Source organism: Jiella mangrovi (assembly GCF_017815135.1).
Lineage (GTDB): Bacteria > Pseudomonadota > Alphaproteobacteria > Rhizobiales > Rhizobiaceae > Jiella > Jiella mangrovi.
The window spans coordinates 62,483-78,502 of sequence record NZ_JAGJCF010000010.1; the positions used below are offsets into that span (position 1 = coordinate 62,483).

At 67.6% G+C, this 16,020-nt stretch carries 15 protein-coding genes; 5 read left to right on the forward strand and 10 right to left on the reverse strand.

Features of this window, described 5'->3' with window-relative positions:
* Positions 1–27: 27 nt before the first annotated feature.
* Positions 28–699 (forward strand): GNAT family N-acetyltransferase, encoded by a 672-nt coding sequence (locus J6595_RS14165; RefSeq protein ID WP_209595224.1) that lies wholly within the window; start codon positions 28–30, stop codon positions 697–699.
* 291 nt (positions 700–990) lie between these two features.
* On the opposite strand, the gene J6595_RS14170 is transcribed toward J6595_RS14165, so the two are convergent.
* Together J6595_RS14170 and rpsU are read right to left on the reverse strand one after the other, a co-directional pair.
* Complete coding sequence (locus J6595_RS14170) at positions 991–1,878, reverse strand: tetratricopeptide repeat protein (RefSeq protein ID WP_209595225.1); 888 nt, start codon at positions 1,876–1,878, stop codon at positions 991–993.
* A gap of 360 nt (positions 1,879–2,238) precedes the next feature.
* Positions 2,239–2,466, reverse strand: coding sequence for a 30S ribosomal protein S21 (rpsU, locus tag J6595_RS14175; protein ID WP_209595317.1), 228 nt, complete (start codon positions 2,464–2,466; stop codon positions 2,239–2,241).
* A 253-nt stretch (positions 2,467–2,719) separates the two neighbouring features.
* On the opposite strand from rpsU, the gene J6595_RS14180 reads away from it, so the two are divergent.
* The gene (locus J6595_RS14180) at positions 2,720–3,574 is read left to right on the forward strand and encodes a hypothetical protein (protein WP_209595226.1); all 855 of its coding nucleotides are present in this window, start codon (positions 2,720–2,722) and stop codon (positions 3,572–3,574) included.
* Between the two features lie 132 nt (positions 3,575–3,706).
* Entirely contained in the window at positions 3,707–4,669 is a 963-nt protein-coding gene (locus tag J6595_RS14185) for a hypothetical protein (protein WP_209595227.1), read from the forward strand.
* 386 nt (positions 4,670–5,055) lie between these two features.
* Here the strand turns inward: J6595_RS14185 and J6595_RS14190 are convergent, their stop codons facing one another.
* Genes J6595_RS14190 through J6595_RS14210 form a run of 5 tightly spaced genes read right to left on the reverse strand, consistent with a single transcriptional unit; the run spans position 5,056 to position 9,031 of the window.
* Positions 5,056–6,840, reverse strand: a complete 1,785-nt coding sequence (locus tag J6595_RS14190) for a hypothetical protein (protein ID WP_209595228.1) — start codon at positions 6,838–6,840, stop codon at positions 5,056–5,058.
* Positions 6,837–7,301: a biopolymer transporter ExbD gene (locus tag J6595_RS14195; protein WP_209595229.1), complete on the reverse strand. Its 465-nt coding sequence runs from the start codon at positions 7,299–7,301 to the stop codon at positions 6,837–6,839. Before J6595_RS14195 ends, J6595_RS14190 begins: the two co-directional genes overlap by 4 nt.
* On the reverse strand, positions 7,298–7,705 hold the full coding sequence (locus J6595_RS14200) for an ExbD/TolR family protein (protein WP_209595230.1): 408 nt from the start codon (positions 7,703–7,705) through the stop codon (positions 7,298–7,300). The genes J6595_RS14195 and J6595_RS14200 overlap by 4 nt, the downstream gene beginning before the upstream one ends.
* A gap of 39 nt (positions 7,706–7,744) precedes the next feature.
* A complete protein-coding gene (locus J6595_RS14205) occupies positions 7,745–8,443 on the reverse strand; it encodes a MotA/TolQ/ExbB proton channel family protein (RefSeq protein WP_209595231.1) in 699 nt (232 codons plus the stop codon).
* A gap of 18 nt (positions 8,444–8,461) precedes the next feature.
* Positions 8,462–9,031: a hypothetical protein gene (locus J6595_RS14210; RefSeq protein WP_209595232.1), complete on the reverse strand. Its 570-nt coding sequence runs from the start codon at positions 9,029–9,031 to the stop codon at positions 8,462–8,464.
* Between the two features lie 267 nt (positions 9,032–9,298).
* Here J6595_RS14210 and J6595_RS14215 point away from each other — a divergent pair, with 267 nt between their 5' ends.
* Together J6595_RS14215 and J6595_RS14220 are read left to right on the forward strand one after the other, a co-directional pair.
* Entirely contained in the window at positions 9,299–9,748 is a 450-nt protein-coding gene (locus J6595_RS14215) for a DUF1036 domain-containing protein (protein WP_209595233.1), read from the forward strand.
* 219 nt (positions 9,749–9,967) lie between these two features.
* Positions 9,968–12,409 carry a M23 family metallopeptidase gene (locus tag J6595_RS14220; RefSeq protein WP_209595234.1) on the forward strand — a complete coding sequence of 814 codons (2,442 nt, stop codon included), beginning with the start codon at positions 9,968–9,970 and terminating at the stop codon, positions 12,407–12,409.
* 16 nt (positions 12,410–12,425) lie between these two features.
* On the opposite strand, the gene moaB is transcribed toward J6595_RS14220, so the two are convergent.
* From moaB to J6595_RS14235, 3 genes are read right to left on the reverse strand one after another with little or no spacing between them, the layout of a single operon-like run.
* Positions 12,426–12,977: a molybdenum cofactor biosynthesis protein B gene (moaB, locus tag J6595_RS14225; protein ID WP_209595235.1), complete on the reverse strand. Its 552-nt coding sequence runs from the start codon at positions 12,975–12,977 to the stop codon at positions 12,426–12,428.
* A complete protein-coding gene (locus tag J6595_RS14230; RefSeq protein WP_209595236.1) occupies positions 12,974–13,924 on the reverse strand; it encodes a 4-(cytidine 5'-diphospho)-2-C-methyl-D-erythritol kinase in 951 nt (316 codons plus the stop codon). Before J6595_RS14230 ends, moaB begins: the two co-directional genes overlap by 4 nt.
* Before the next feature lie 33 nt (positions 13,925–13,957).
* Entirely contained in the window at positions 13,958–15,859 is a 1,902-nt protein-coding gene (locus J6595_RS14235) for a tetratricopeptide repeat protein (RefSeq protein ID WP_342453200.1), read from the reverse strand.
* Positions 15,860–16,020 lie beyond the last annotated feature (161 nt).

Genomic DNA, 16,020 nt, shown 5'->3' on the forward strand with positions numbered 1-16,020 from the left:
TTCGGCGAGAGGCACAGGATGTCCAGCATGACCCGATCAGGCGAGCTCCCCATCCGCGTCCCGGCGACGATGCCTGAGCGAACCGTGCTCGACGGCCGGTATGCCCGGCTCGAACCGCTCGATCCGGCCCGCCACGCCGACGCCCTCTTCGCGGCGATCCGCACGGACGCCGAGGCCCGCCATCGCTATCTCTTCGACGTTCCGCCTTTGAGCGCTGCGGCCCTGCGCGAATGGGCCGAGGGCGCCGTAGCCGCGGCCGATCCGTTGTTCTTCGCCGTCGTCGACAAGGCGAGCGGGCGTGCCGGGGGCCGGCAGTCGCTGATGCGGATCGCGCCCGAACACGGCGTGATCGAGATCGGCAACATTCTCTGGGGCGAGGGCATCGCCGGGACGCGGGTCGCCGCCGATGCGCTCTTCCTCACCGCGGCCTATGTGTTCGAGACCCTCGGCTATCGTCGCTTCGAATGGAAATGCAACGACGCGAACGTGCCCTCGAAGCGCGCGGCGATAAGGTTCGGCTTCACTTTCGAGGGCGTCTTTCGCCAGCACATGGTGGTAAAGGGAGAAAACCGCGACACGGCCTGGTTCGCGATGCTCGACCGCGAATGGCCACGGCTGAAGGCGGGATATGAGGCATGGCTCGACCCGGACAATTTCGACGGCGGGGGGAGGCAGAGGACGCCCCTGCGCTTCATGTGAGCATTTGCGCCGAGGCGACGACGCTCCGTTCCTGAGAAGCCGTCGCCCCGCGGCGCTTCTGCGGGACCCGCCGTCATCCTAGGCCCCCCGTGCCGAGGGTCTACCTTCTGTCGTCCCGCCCGGTCCGCAGGCGGAAATGCGTCATCGGCATCGGTCCATCGCCTCACTGGCAGGAGATCCTCGACACAAGGCCGAGGATGAGAGGGCGTGGCCGTCTTTGGATGACGCGGCGGGGCCAACGTATCGATGCCAGCCGCGATGCGTCTGCCGTCTATGCGCGGGCCGGCTGCATCAGCCCCTGGTGCGGGCCATGCCGTCCTTGGCCGGCTGGTATTTCGGGTTGAGCTGCGCAGCGCGCGCATAGGACTTGAAGGCCCGGCTTCTGTCGCCCTTGCGCTCATAGGCGAGCGCCTGGTTGGTCCAGTATTCGGCCTTGGTGTCGTCGAGCCGGAGCGCGGTGTTGAAGTCCTCGAAGGCGTTGTCGTCGTCGCCGGTCGCCAGATAGGAGACGCCCCTTGCCGAATAGGGCTCGGCGGCGTTCGGCTGCAGGGAGATCGCGCGGGAAAAATCCTCGATCGCCAGCTTGTGCTGGCCGTCGAGCTGATAGAGCAGGCCGCGATTGTGATAGGCGCGCGGATCGGAGGTGCCGAGATCGATCGCCTTCTGGAAGTAACCCAGCGCTTCCCGGTTTCGTCCCGCCACCCGGTAGACGTTGCCAAGGCCGATATAGGCCGAGGCGTAATTCGGATTGATCTGGATCGCCTTGTTGTAGTCGGCGGCGGCCTTGGCCGGATCGTTGATCTGCCGGTAGATCAGCGCCCTGTTGGCATAGGCCTGATAGAAGTTCGGATCGAGCTGGATCGCGCGGTTGAAATCGGCAAGGGCGGCCTGATAGTCGCCCGCCCGGCCATAGGCGGTGCCGCGAACGTTGTATCCCTCGGGGTCTGACGGGTTGGCGTTGACCGTCGCCGTCAGGGAATCGATGTTCTGCTCGAGGCCCTGGTTCTTGTCGAGGGAGATCGCCTGGATGGCCGCGATGTCGTCTCCGGTCTGACATCCGGCGATCGCCGTCATGCCGCAAAGCAGAGCCGCGAATGTGCCCGAACGGCGCTTGGCGGGAGACAGCGGGAAACGCGGCAGGCGGATGGCGACTGTCGGGAGGCGATCGGTGATCGGCATATCGGTGGTTATTCGTCCGGCTGTTTCAGGAGATATCTCGCCTCTATCTCGCACAAGCGGCCAGAATTTGAAATCATTCAAGTCACAGAGCGCGACATGAGGTCCGCAGCTGGTGCTTTTGCGCCATGAAAGGCGTGAGATGCGATGCTTTCGGTGCTGCAAAGACCGTCTGCGACGCGATGCAAGACCTGATCGGTCGCAGCGAGAGGCGAGTGGGCGGGCCAGCAACGGCAAACCGCCTTTGTCGCAGTCATCACGCGAATGTCATCGGTACTGCAGGGTCAAGTGGCAGTTTGCCGGTGGCGGTGCCGGCCGTCCTGAAGATCTGCGTCGTCTGGTTTGCAGGCCTGCGGCGCTTCGTCAGCTCGCGACGCGCCCGCCGCTTGCCAGGCCTTCGCGCTGCGCACGCTTGCGGGCGAGTTTGCGGGCCCGTCGCACGGCCTCGGCCTTTTCGCGAGCTCGCTTCTCCGAAGGCTTTTCGTAGAAGTTCCGCATCTTCATCTCGCGGAGAATGCCCTCGCGCTGCATCTTTTTCTTCAAGGCACGCAGCGCCTGATCGACGTTGTTGTCGCGGACGAGTATCTGCACCGAGTTTTCCGTTCGTAGTGCTTGGAAAGCGGGGTTCCGAAAGCAGTTTCTCTCTCGCGAAGCGCCGTTGCCTGCAAGATGCGTCCCGTTATCAGATTGCAGTCTTCTTGTCGAGGTGCAAAGCAGCCGCCGCCGCTGCGTTTTATCAGCAAGCCATGGTCGGTTGCTGGCGTTTCTCACCCGAACTCGCTAGTCACAGTGGCAAGAACTTGAATGACGTCAACACACTGGACTTGGTGGGCCGTTGAGACAGGTGAAGAGTTTAGCCGGGCGAAGGGGCGCTGCCTTAATTGCGCCGCGCGCGATCGACTGGGAGGCCATCGCCGCCGGCGCGTTCCTCGCGATCGTGATCGAGTTCGCGGCGTCGCTGGCGGGTTTCGGCCTGTTCGAGCAGCTTTCCAGCGTCCCTCTCGGGGCGATCTCGGGGCCGGTTTTTTCGGCGGCCGGACTTTTCGCGGTTGCCGGCACGGCGGTTGCGCTCTTCGTCGGCGGTTTCGCCAGCGCACGTCTGGCCGGGACGAGAGAGGCTGGCGATGCGGTTCTGTGCGGCACGCTGACATTCTGCCTTGCTTCGCTTGTCACCGTCGTCCTTCTGACCGCGAACCCGCCGACGCTCCTCGATCGTGGGCTTGGCCCGGTCAGCGCCGCCGTCTCGGCGCTTTCGGCGGCGAGGGACCGCTCGCCGCAGCCCCGGAGCGGCGAGCGCCAAACGACGCGCGACGAAATCCAGCGCTTCCTGGACGATGCGGATGCCTTAAGGGGCGGCGGGCGCAGCCAGCGGGACATGGCGAGCGACCTCGCCGCGATCCTTCGAGGCGTCGACGAGACGGCAAGCCCCGACGCCGAGGGCCGGGCCCTGGAGGCAATCACCACGGCCTCCGGCGTGACGGAGCCTGTCGCAGAGCGCCGGCTGATCGAATGGCAGCGGGCGAACGATCTTGCCCTTGCCGACGCCCGCCGCGCCTCCGGCGCCGTTGCGGGCGATCTTGCCGCCAGCTGTTTTGCCGCCTTCGTCGCCCTCTTTGCGGCCCTGTTGGCCGCCATGGCGGGGGCGATCGTCGGCAGGCCGCGCCGTGAGCTGCCGGGCCTTCTTCCCGCATGGCGCTGAGCGGGCGGAACGCGTGTCGCGCGCGGTGAGCGACCGGGCCGCGAGCTTTCCGGTCGTGGATGCCGCAGGCGCTCAGTGGATCAACCGTTGCGCTCTCGGCCCAATGGTATATTGCACCAGCCAATTCATCGAATGGAGGCAGGCATCGCCGATCTGTCAGGAACCGGCCGGGAGAAACGTCTCGCCGACAGCCGCATCGCCGAACTCGGCCGTGACCGCGCGTCCGCGCCCGCAGCGACCCTGAAACGGATCTCCTGGGGCGGGATTCTCGCCGGGGCGATCCTGGCGCTGATGATCCAGTTCATGCTCGGCCTGTTCGGGCTCGGCATCGGATTGTCGTCGCCGATGGGCGGATCGGCCGGTGTTTTCTCGGTCGCTGGCCTGTGGGCCGTCCTCGTCGTTCTCGTCGGCGTCTTTGCCGGCGCGTTTGCGGCCGCCCGCTTTGCCGGCATTCCCTCGCGGATCGACGGCGTTCTGCATGGCGTCGTCACCTGGGCGGTGACCGGCCTGCTCGCGCTTTACCTCCTCACCAGCGGTGCGGCGGCACTTGTCGGCGGCGCCTTCGGCGTTCTCGGCCAGTCGGTCGACGACATGACGCGGGCAGCGCAAGCCCTGACCTCGAACGCGTCCTCGCTTGGGCAGACCCTGAGGCCCGGATCCGGCCGCCTGTTCATGCCTGCTCCCGCCAGCAATGCTGGCGAGGCAGCCGGGCAGGTATCGTCCGACACGCCGGCTCCCGCCGCGCCGGCTGCTCCCGCACCCTCTGCCGCCGATCGCGACGCCGCCTATGCTCAGGTCGTTGCGGGCGCGGCGAAGGACGCCGAGCCCGAAGCGCGCGCCGCCGCGGTGGATGCGATCGCCGAGACCGCTGGCGTTGCAAGGCCGGAAGCCGAACGCCGCTTCGATACCTTTGCCGAGCGCTACGCCAAGGCGCGGAGCGATATGGAAACGAGCCGCGACGCCGCCGCGCGCGACCTCGGCCGAGCCTCCCTTGCCGCCTTCGTCGCCATGGTGCTCGGCATGCTCGTCGGCGCCGTTGGCGGGCTTCTGGGAACGCCGGGCCGATTGGCCGAGGCCAGAGCGCCGCGCCATTAGAGCGCCCCCGCGTCCGATTGGACGCCATGGTGGACGACAGATTCATCGAACGGCGGATATTGAGGGCGCGGCAATCAGAGATCAGGCGTCCGCTTTTTCGCGCTCGTCATGCTCGGGCCCCGTCCCGAGCATCCAGTGCGCCGTTTAAGCCTTTGTTGTGTCGAGTGTTTCTAGATTCTCGGGACGGGGCCCGAGAATGACGAAGCGTCGAATGGTGCGCCTTCTCGATCAAGCCGTGGCCGGCCCGAGCATCGTTTGGTGCACACTGATTGCACGCAGAAAGAACGCCCTCACTCTCTGAATCGACACATCGAGCTTTCCGAAGATCGATTCCGGTTCTCGGGCCGATGTCGTAAGCGTCGGGAAACGGCGCCTCGCACCATCGATCAGCGGGCGATGTCGACGAAATGGGCGATGGCGGCTTGGCTTTCGATGCGCTGAGAGGCCAGGGCATCGGCGAGAGCCGTAAAGAACGGGCCTGCCGGTTCGCCGCCGCGACCATCGGCATGAATGAGCGCTTTCGGCAGCGCCAGCGCAATTAGGAGCTGCGCGCTGCGAACCTCGTCGCCGGCGGTATTGACGGCGAGAGCGAAGCGGGCCGCCGAGCCGTCCCGCGTGAGGAAATTCGAGAGCGACTGCACCAGACCCTCGTCGTCGACGAGGAGGAGGTCGAGTTCGTCGCTCTGCGAGAAGCCTTCTATCGTGCCGCTCAGCGTTCCACCGTTTCTCACCCTGCGATCATCGACCGTCAGTTTCAGCCGGTAAGCCGGATAGCCGGAGAGGCCGCGCAGGAATTGCAGGGCATGGCATTGCGCTTCGACGACGGCGCCGCTGTCGATCGCGATCGTCTCAAAATCCGCTGCCCGTGCGTTGCCGGTCAGCGTTTCGGCAAGACCCTCCAGCCGTTCCGGCTCGTCCGACAGCGCGGTGATGCGCACCTCGCCTAAGGCCGTCTCGGGCTGGGTGAGCGCGGCGAAGCAGTTGCCGGCGTCGTAGGACGCGACGAGTTCGGCGACCGTTTGGCGGGGGAGATCGTCTTGGCTCTCGAAGCTGTCCTCCCCGGGGATTTCCAGGCTTTCGGGCGTCATGCCGGCGATCGTTTCCGACCGGCGCGGCGAGAGTGCGGCGATCTCGCTCTTCGCGGCGTCTGCGGCGGGATCGGCCTCGATCGGGGCGACCCGGCTGATCGGAGCAGGGGGGATGGCCGCCGGTTCGGCGCTGGAGGAGCTGAGCGCAGCGCCCGTTGTCGCGGCCGTTGCCGTGCCCGGTGTCGTATTCGCGGGCGCAGCCTCGTCTCGTGAAGCCGGTCGGAGAGCAGGGCTCGGCGCGACGGCCTTGGCCGCTGCGCGTGACGGCGCGGATGATGTGCCGTTGGTTCCGACACGGCCGGTGATCGTCCACGGCTTTGCGGCTGTCGGAGCCGTGCTTTTCGGCGAGACGGTGGCGCCGGCAATGTCCGGCTGAAGCGGCGGCGCGATCACCATGCGCTCGGGTGCGGCGGGTGTCGCGATCCCGGGTGCCCTTTCGGCTTTGGCGGGCGGTGCCGGTTCGATCGCGCGTGGCGCCACCGGCGGGGCCGCTGTCGCCATCTTGGCGGGGCCGGGCGATGACCGCGCCGGTGTCGGACGCGGGGGTGTGTCGGAAGACGGGGCCAGTGGCAGCGGGCGAACGGATGTCGTCGCCGTCGCCGGTGTCGGTGTCTGTGTCGGCGGCCGTGGTGTGACGGATTGCGGCTCGGACGGTCCCTGCCCGCGCGATGCCGGGGACGCGGCGAGGGCCGCCTGTGCCTTGCGGGCGGAGAGGGCGGTCGCCGGCTCGCGCGTTTGCGGCGCTTCGATCGGGTCGGGCTGCCGGGCCGATGGCTGCGGATTTTGCGGCCGGGCATCACCGGCCGCAATCGGCTCCGGCGTCTCGAAGACTGGCGCGGTGGGGCGTTGCGGCGCGGGCTCGGCGGTCCTGGCCGAGACGGCGGCGACCGCCTCGGGGCGGGCAGGGGATGGGGTCGCCACTCCGGCCACGTCCATCTGAGCCATCTCGACGGTGATCGCGGTTTCCTGAGCTTTACCGCTGTCGCGGTCGGGCAGCGCCACGACGAGCAGCGCGCCGAGCCCGGCATGGGCAAACAGCGAGGCAAAGCCGGCAAGGATCCACAGCCGCGTTCCCTGTTTCATGGCCGCGTCCGCTCGCCCGGCCTGTCGGCCTTGAGCACGACGAGGCTCGTTGCGGCACCGGCGGCGGATATCTCACCGAGCGCCCAGACGAGTGTGTCCGCCGGCAGGTCGCGCGCGGCAAGGACGTGGATCACCGGTCTTTTCCCATCGCTCTGCCGCGCGAGCTCCGCCACGGCGGCCCCGAGCCCGTCGCGGGATATGCTTTGACCGTCGAGCCCGAGCGCTGCGTCCGTCGTGATCGTCAGAAGCGGGCGCGGGAGGCGGCCGCCGGGGCCGTCGCCGGTCCTTGCGGGATCGATCGCGGCCTCCTGCGGCGCGGTGACCGTGCCGGCGAGTATGAAGAAAAGAAGCAGCAGGAAGACGACGTTGATCGTCGGGATCGCCGGATCGCTGCGCGGCCTCCGGCGCTTTCGGGACAGGGACAGGCCGCCGCCCGCCGCCTTCGCACGGCGGGACATCATGGCGAGGCCCCTGTCTGGCTCGTCGCGGCGCCGGAGGGCCGGCCGACGAGACGGACATTGCCGATGCCGGCGAGCCTCAGGGCGTTTAGCGCTTGCGCCACATCCTCGGCAAGCGCCCTGCGCGAGGTGACGACGAGGACGGAGCCGGTGCCGGCCTCGCGCATCGAGGTGGCCGCCGGCGCGAGGTCACCCAGAGCGATGATGCGTGAGCCGGCCCGAACCGTGCCATGGGACAGGACGAGCACCGTCTGCGCGTCTGACGCGCGCCGTTCGGCTGCCGCTTCGCGATCCGCCGGTGCCTCCTGATGGCCCGAGACGGGGATCAGTCCGAAGGGCGCGATGCGCGATGAGAGCGCGAAGAAGATGACGAGCAGGAAGATGACGTCGACCAGCGGCGTCAGCACGAAGCGGCGCCGCAACTTCCGCCCCGCGCCCCGCATGGTTCAGCGCGGCCGCGCCAGCGTCCCGCCCGCGAGGCCGCCGGCGGTTGCGGGAAGAGGGGCCGCCTCCGGCCGGTTCGCCGGCGCTGCCTGCGTGGCGCGAGGCGGCTCGCCATGGATCGTTCTAAGGATCATCGCTTCGATCGCCCTTGTCTCGCTGTCGAGGGCGGCATCGAAATAGGCGGCTATGAAGAAGAACGGAATGGCGACGACGAGGCCGGCGGCCGTCGTCAGCAACGCGGCGAAGATGCCCCCGGACAGGAGCGCCGGATCGATCGCCCCGTCCGTGCCGGACATGGTGGAGAACACCTCGATCATGCCGAAGACCGTGCCGAGAAGGCCGAGCATCGGCGCTGCCTGGACGATGGCGTCGAGAAGCGGCAGATGGCGCGACAGGCGGCCAAGCCCTTCGATCGCGGCTTCCTCGGCAAGGGCGCCTGCCCGCTCGCGCGCGTCACGCCCGCCGGCTCCGGCGGCGAGCGCATCCCTTGCGACAGCGCGAATGCGCGCGCGGATCGGCGCCGGGCCGCCCGGCCTGTCGCGGCCGGGCGACGTCCCGCCGGCCGCACGGCCGACGCCTTGGCCGCGAAACTCGGTGAACTTGACGATGGCGACGGCAAGGCCGGCAATCGACAGGAGAAGCAGCGCGAGGAGGATGGGGCCGGCGCTCGAGCGCAGCTGGGTGTCGACGATGTCCCACATGATGCGCCGCCCGCCTGTCTAGGTGTCGAACTTGATCGTGGTCCGCGATGTCGGCTGCAGCGCATCCATGCAGATCGTGGCGCTGCCGGCCGCCGTCTCGCATTCCGAAACGTCGTTGACGAGGATCCGCGAAATTCCAGAGCAGGGCTGGTCGGCGAGATCGAACTGCACGACCTTCGTCTTGCCTTCGGGCAGTTGCCCGAACTGCAGCACGAGGAAGCTCGAGACCCGCCCCTCGCCGTCGAAGACGACGACATCGTAGGAGACTTTTTCCAGTGGCTCGCCCGTGCCGTTCACCGCGACATAGGACAGCCGGCAAAGGCCGGTCTCGTCCACGGCGTTGTTGAGTTCGAGGCCGAGACCGCCGCTGCCGCCGGCCGGCCGTTGCATCTGGCTGCCGCCAGTCGATCCGCCGGCATCCTGGCCGGAGGCGGGCCGGGGCGCATTGCAAAGCCCTGCGAAAAGCGCCAGCGCAGCCATGGCGGCAGACAGGCTGTGCTTCACGGGGCGATAAAGCGATGCGTCGTTCCTCGTCCGCATGGTTTTCGAAGGGGCCGAAACGCTCTTGGGAATGACGATGCTCTGCATTCTGCCGCTACTGCCTCTCAGATGATCCGATTGCACCTTGTGCGTTGGGACAATGCCAGAGGCAATTGCCTGACGCAAAGGACGGCTCGCAGGGACCAAAGGGCTTTCAATTCGCGACCGGCCTTTCGCGGGAGGGGAGACAGATGGCCGGATCGACGGATCACTAGCCATGACGATGCAATCTTTGGTAGAAACATCTATCACGATGGCTGCGGCTGGTACAGGGAGGCGATGGCGCTGTTGCGGGCTGGAAGGAGACGATCCCCGATGCCGTGGCGCATCATCCTCGGCCGGTGGCCCGGGCGGGCCATTCGCGCATCCTGCGCCGCCCTCCTCTTCGCCCTCGCGCTCCTCGCGGGCCGGGGTGCCCAGGCCCAGTTCGTCGTCTGCAACCAGACCCTCGACGTCGTCAACGTGGCGATCGGCAGCGACGGCGGTTCCGGCTTTACCACCGAAGGCTGGTGGATCGTCGGGGCGAATCGCTGTGCGACGACCCTTCGGGACGAGCTTGAGGCGCGATACGTCTATGTCTATGCCAACGACGTTTTCGGCCGATCGGTGCTCTACGGCTCGACCCCCATGTGCGTCGGCCAGAAGGGCTTTCGCATCGTCGGCACCGATGCCTGTTACCAGCGGGGATATCGGCCGGCGAAGTTTCTCGAGGTCGATACCAGGGCCGTTTCCCGCTGGACGCTGTTCCTGTCGCCGCGATCCTGACTGAGCCGGGTTTGCTCGCGAATTGCAATCAAAGGTAGAAAATCGCTCGCACCCGGCATAAAATGGCATCCGGCTTCAACGCCGCGGATCGGCAGGATGGGAACGCGCGAAGGATGAGCCCGGCGACGATATGTCCGGCAAAGGCAGGCCGAACGGCCGTTCCGCAAGGCGGCGCAGCCCTCGTGGCGCGCGCCGCTCCGGCGTGCTGAGGCGGCGGCGATGGCGACACCCGACGAAGCGACATCGGGCGAAGCCGGGTCTCACCGCATCGACCCGGCATTTCGCGCCGATCGCCAGCGCCTCGCCAGGCGGCGGGGTGCGCGGCGGCTCCGGCAGCGCATCGTCGCCGGCGGGTTCGCGGCAGCTGCCGCGATCGGGGCCGCCTGCTATGTCTGGCTTTCGCCTCAAGGATCGATCCCGATCGATGCCGAGCTTGCCGCCGTCGCCGTCGACGAGGCGGCCCGGGCGGAAGTCGAGAGCGGGCTCGCCGCAGCCGAGATCGCCAGGCCGATGATGCTCGACCTGCCGGGCGATCCCTTGATGGTGACGCTGGGGGGCGGCGCGGGACGTACGACCCGGTTGCGGGTGCTCGACCGGCCGGAGGGCCTGAAAGAGACCGTGGCCGCATCACGGCTCGCGCTTTTGTCCGATCGCCTCTTGAGCGCTGGCGAACGCCTGATGGTGCAGATCCCGTCGAGCCAGGCGGATTTTGCCTTCTTTCAGGCCCAGCGCTTGGACCCGGCGGGCGAGGGCGGGATGAATTCCGCCGAAGAAGCCGAGGCAGTTGTCGGCGACCTGTCGGCCGCGTCCGGCGAGGCGACGGAGATCGAAAATTCCGAGGCGGCGGGCTGGGGCGAGACCGTCGAGGCGGGAGCCTCGCCCCTGCCGGAGTTCGAGAAGACCGCGATCGAGGATACGACGAGCATCGCCCGGCTGCGGCCGGAGGACGAGCGGTTCACCGAAACCGAGAGTCTGGTCGAGCGCCTTCTTGCGCCGGTGCCGCTCGCCCGCATCTTGATCGAGCGCGGGCTTCAGCCCGAAAGCGCCAAAGCCGTCGCCGATGCCGCCCGTGATCGCCTCGGCGTCGAAGGGCTGGCGGCGGGGATGGTCATGGGGGTGAATGCCCGCCGTCCAAGCCGCGATGCCGGGCTCGAGGTCGCCCAGCTGTCCCTTTACGCCGGCGAAAGATATCTCGGCACCTTGTCCCGGAACGAGGCCGGCGTCTTCGTTCCCGGCGCCGATCCCTTTGCCGGCCAGGACCTCCTGTCGAGAACCGGGGCGCAACAGACGCAAGGCCGGCAGTACCGGCTTCTCGATGCGGTCTATTCGGCGGCCATGCGCAACGGCGTGCCGATGCAGGTGGTGGGAGAGGCGATCATGCTTCTGTCCCGCGATCACGATCTCGACGCCATCGCAACGCCGGAGGACCGTTTCGACCTTCTCTACGAGGCGCCTTCGTCCGGCGGTTCCGCCGGGGGGGAAGCGCCCCGGGTTCGCTATGCCGCGCTTCGTCGCCGTGAGGGGCCGATCGCCTGTTTCGTCTTTGATCCGTCATCGCAGACGCCATCCTGCCACGGCAAAGACGCGGACTCCGGCGGCGGCGCCGCTTCCGCGGCAGGGCCCTCCGGAATGATCGTGCCGGTCAAGGGCGTTCTGACCTCGACCTTCGGCCCGCGGCGCCATCCGATCTTGAAGAAAGTCCGCATCCACAAGGGCGTGGACTTCGCCGCGCCGATCGGCACGAAGGTGCATGCCGCCTTTGCCGGCACGATCGTCTATGCCGGCGACGGCAAGGGCTATGGCAACCTCCTGCGCATCGATCACGGCGGCGGCCGCGAGACGCGATACGCCCATCTCGACCGCTTCGCGCCGGGCGCCAAGCCAGGCCGCAAGGTCGCCGCCGGGGAGCTGATCGGCACGATAGGAACGACCGGGCTTTCGACCGGGCCGCATTTGCATTTCGAGATGTATCTCTCCGGCAAGGCCGTCGATCCGTTGGCCCGCGAAGCGCAGGCCGCGCCCGCAAAGCTCTCGGCGACCGGCGGGTCGGCGGTGTCAGGCGATGGCGCGGTGGACCAGCTGGTCGGCTGGATCGTCAGGGTCGAGAGCGGCGGCAATGCGCGGGCGAAGAACCCGCTGTCGAGCGCGACCGGGCTCGGGCAGTTCATCTCATCGACATGGTTGCGGATGGTCCGCGACTACCGACCCGATCTTGCGACGAGCCTGTCCAGGACGGAGATCCTCGATCTGAGATACGATCCGACCCTGTCGCGCGAGATGATCCGCCATCTCGCCCGGGAGGGCGAGGCCTATCTCGTGCGTCGCGGCCACCGGATCACCGCCGGCCGCCTTTATCTGGCGCATTTCCTCGGCATGGACGGCGCCCACAAGGTGTTGTCGGCGGATGAGGACGCCGCGGTCGTCGACGTCGTCGGCGCCGGGGTGATCAGGGCCAATCCGTTTCTGGCAGGAAAGAACGTGCGCAACGTCATCGACTGGGCCGAACTGAAGATGCGGTCAGCCGGGCGCGGGGGGCGCTCGCGCTCGGAACCGGCCGTCTCCACCGTTCGGCCGGCGGTGGCGAACAAGCCGGATCCGGCTTTTGCTGCCTATCGCAAGGCGATCCTCGCTTTCCTCGAGGCGAACGGCGTTCCGTCCTGATCGGTGCGAGGCGCCGTCAGGCGCTGCCGCCGCCGCCCCGGCGCAGATGCTCGTCGAGACGCGGCATGATCTCGACGAAGTTGCACGGCGCATGGCGATAGTCGAGCTGGTCCTTCAGGATATGATCCCAGCCGTCCCGGCAGGCGCCGGGCGAGCCGGGCAAAACGAAGACGAAGGTGGCCGCGATCACGCCGCCGGTCGCCCGGGACTGGATCGTGGAGACGCCGATCTTTTCGAAGGACACGCGGTGGAAGATCGCGGAAAAGCCGTCCATCCGCTTTTCGAACAGCGGTTCCAGCGCTTCCGGCGTCACGTCGCGACCGGTGAAGCCGGTCCCGCCCGTGGTGATGACCACGTCGACGTCCGGCCGCTCGCACCAGGCCGTCACCACCGCGCGGATGGCCTCGACGTCGTCGGCGACGATCCTGCGGTCGGCAAGGTGGTGGCCGGCGACGGTCAGCCGGTCGCTCAGGGTCTGGCCCGAGCGGTCATCCTTAAAGCTGCGGCTGTCCGAGACCGTGAGGACGGCGATCGAAAGGGGCACGAAGGCGCGTTCGCCTTGGCTCATCGGGTGGTCCTTTGCGTTTCGGTATCGGTGTTTCGCGACAGCCACCAGCCCGGCTCGTCGCGGGCGATTCGCCGGCCGGCCTCATCGCGCGCATCGTCGTCGGCAAACAGCCCGAACACGGTGGCGCCGGAGCCGGACATGCGGGCAAACAGCGCGCCCGCCTCGATCAGCCTTCCCCGGGCCCTCTCGATTTCGGGCGCGAGCGACCCCGCGGCAAGGGCGAGATCGTTGCGGCATTCCGACAGAAACGAAACGAGGTCGTCGAGACCGGCGAAGCCATGGCCCGGAAGCGAGGGCATCGCAGGGTTCTCGCGGCTCGCCAGCATCCGGAAGACCGAGGCGGTCTCGACCGCGATGCCGGGATTGACGAGCAGCATCGAGAGCTTCGGCATGCCGGCAAGAGGGGTGATCGTCTCGCCGATGCCGGTGACGAGCGCCGGCCGGTTGGCAAGACACATCGGCACGTCCGCGCCCAGACGCACCGCTTTTTCGCCGAGAGCCGCCCGCAGATCTTCTGAAGCGCTGGCCGAAACCAGGCCGAGAAGAGCCGCCGCGTCGGCCGAACCGCCGCCGATGCCGGCGGCGACGGGCAGGTTCTTCGAAAGCCTGATGTCGAGGGGGGGCAGATCGATCCCGAAACCGGCGAATTCCTCCCGGGCGAGAGCTGCCGCCTTCAAAAGGATGTTGTCCGCGCCGAGGGGAACGCTTTGCGCAAATGGCCCGTCGACGCTCAGCCGGTCCGTTGCCCCTTGCGCAGGGGCGCCAGGATCGGAGGATGGCTGATCGACAAGCGGTGAGGCCATGACCGTGTCGCCCGCCGTCTCGTCAAAGACGACGAGACTTTCGAGGCGGTGGTAGCCGTCGTCCCTCTGCCCGACGATGTGCAGCGCGAGATTGACCTTGGCGGGGGCAAAGCGCGTCCTGGACCCAACGGTGGCGGCATGCATCGGGCAGAGAACCCCGTTCGTTCGCTGCGATGGTCAGTTGGTCGTCTGCGGTGCCGTGTCAGGCTCGGCCGCAGGCGTTTCGGCCTCGGGGGTCTCGGAAGCCCCCGCCGGCGTTCCCGCGGGCATCTTGTCGGCGTCCGCCTTGGTGCGGGGCGCACTCTCGCCGCTGTCCGCCTCGGCCCTGATGGTCGTCGCCGAAGGATCGTCGAGACCATTCTTCAGCTTGGCCTCGATTTCCTTGCGCTGCTCCTCAGTGGCCTCGGGCTTGCCGACGAGCGCGCGCTCCCACTGGAATCTCGCTTCGCGACGGCGGCCGACATGCCAGTAGGCATCGCCCAGATGGTCGTTGATGGTCGGATCCATCGGAGTGATCAGAACCGCCCGCTCGAGCTGCTCGACGGCGTCCTCGTAGCGGCCGAGGCGGTAATAGGCCCAGCCCAGACTGTCGATGATGTAGCCGTCATTGGGCCGCAGTTCGACGGCCCGCTTGATCATGTCGAGGCCCTGATCGAGATTGCGGTTCATGTCGACCCAGGAATAGCCGAGATAGTTCAGAACCTGCGGCTGGTCGGGCGAAAGCTCCAGCGCCTTCTTGAAGTCGGGCTCGGCCTTGTCCCACATCTTCTGCCGCTCGTAGGCGATGCCGCGCTGGTAGTAGAGGTTCCAGTCGGCCGAATTGTCGGCCTTCGCAAGCTCGATCGCCTTGTTCAGGGCGTCGGCCGCCTCGGCGTAGTTCTTGTCGGCCGACAGGACGTCGGCAAGGGCGGTGTAGGCTCGCTTGTCGTTCGGATAGTCGCGCACGGCGCGGCGAAGATGCGTCTTCGCCTCGTCCTTCTTGTCGGCGTACCACAGATCGAGGCCGATCTGCAGATCGGCCGTCCGCCGGTAGGCCGAGTTTTCGGGCACTTCCTTGTAGTAGGAAATGGCGAGGTCGAGCTGGTCCGCCTGCTCGGCGATTCCCGCCAGCGCGATGAGGAGCGCGGGGTTGCGCGGCGACAGCGACCGCGCGAGCTGGAAATACAGAAGCGCCACGTCGCGGCCGTCGCCGCGATTGATCGCCTGGCCGAGCACGTAGAGGGTTTCGGACGCGCCTTCCTGGACGGACGCCGCCGCAGGCTCGATTGTCTCGCCGCGATCGATCCGGTCGCGCAGGAAGGACAGGGGCGTATAGTTCGGCGCAATGGCGAGCCCGGCATCGACAGCCTTGAGCGCGGCGTCCTTGTTGCCCTCTCTCGCCTCCAGGCGGGCCAGCGCGGAGGCTGCTCCGAGATAGGCGTCCGGCGAGGTGCGGGCGAGCGTCTGATCCTTCAGGATGCCTTCCAGCGAGGCGCGAGCCACCTCGGGACGGCCGCTGACGTCCGCGAGCAGACCCTTCTGATAGGCGTTGAAGATCTGATACCAGGGCGCGCCCTTGGTCTGGTCTATGCGCGAAAGCGCTTCGTCGATCCGGCCCGCGCCGACTTCCGACCATGCGGTCAGATGCGCCAGGAGAAGCGCGTCGAGGTCGCTCGGATTGACGATGTCGAATTCGGCGATCGCGGCATCGAAGTCGCCCTTGCGCAGCGCATCGACGCCCAGAGTGATGCGGGCGACCTTGGCGACGCTCGCCTCGTCGCGCAACTTGGCGGCCAGATCGACGCCGTCCTTGAAGCGGCCATCCGCCAGATAGGCGAACATCGCATCCTGCTGCAGGGTTTCGGAGGTCGGATCGATCGACAGGGCCTGGGTGTAAAAATCCGTCGCCGTGTCGAGATCACCCGCAGCCTGGGCGGTCTTGGCCGCGAGATAGGCGCCGGACAGCGAACCGGCGTTGGCGACGGGCGGCTTCGGCACCGGCGGCATCGCGTCCTGGCCGGCCGCAAGGGCCGCTCCGGCGCTCGACAGCGCGATCGCGGCCGAGGCCGACAGGGTGATGAGAAGGCGCGAAAGCGTCACGATGGATCCTTTCCTCCGGCATGAGCCGGTGCGGTTGTCCTTACAGGCGGCCCGATTGCGGCGCCCTTGCCCGAATGTCTTCGCGAGGTGAAGCGAAGCAGGCGCACTATGCAAGTCTCTTCGGCGTGTTGCACAAAGACATTGTTCGCATTGCGACGCGG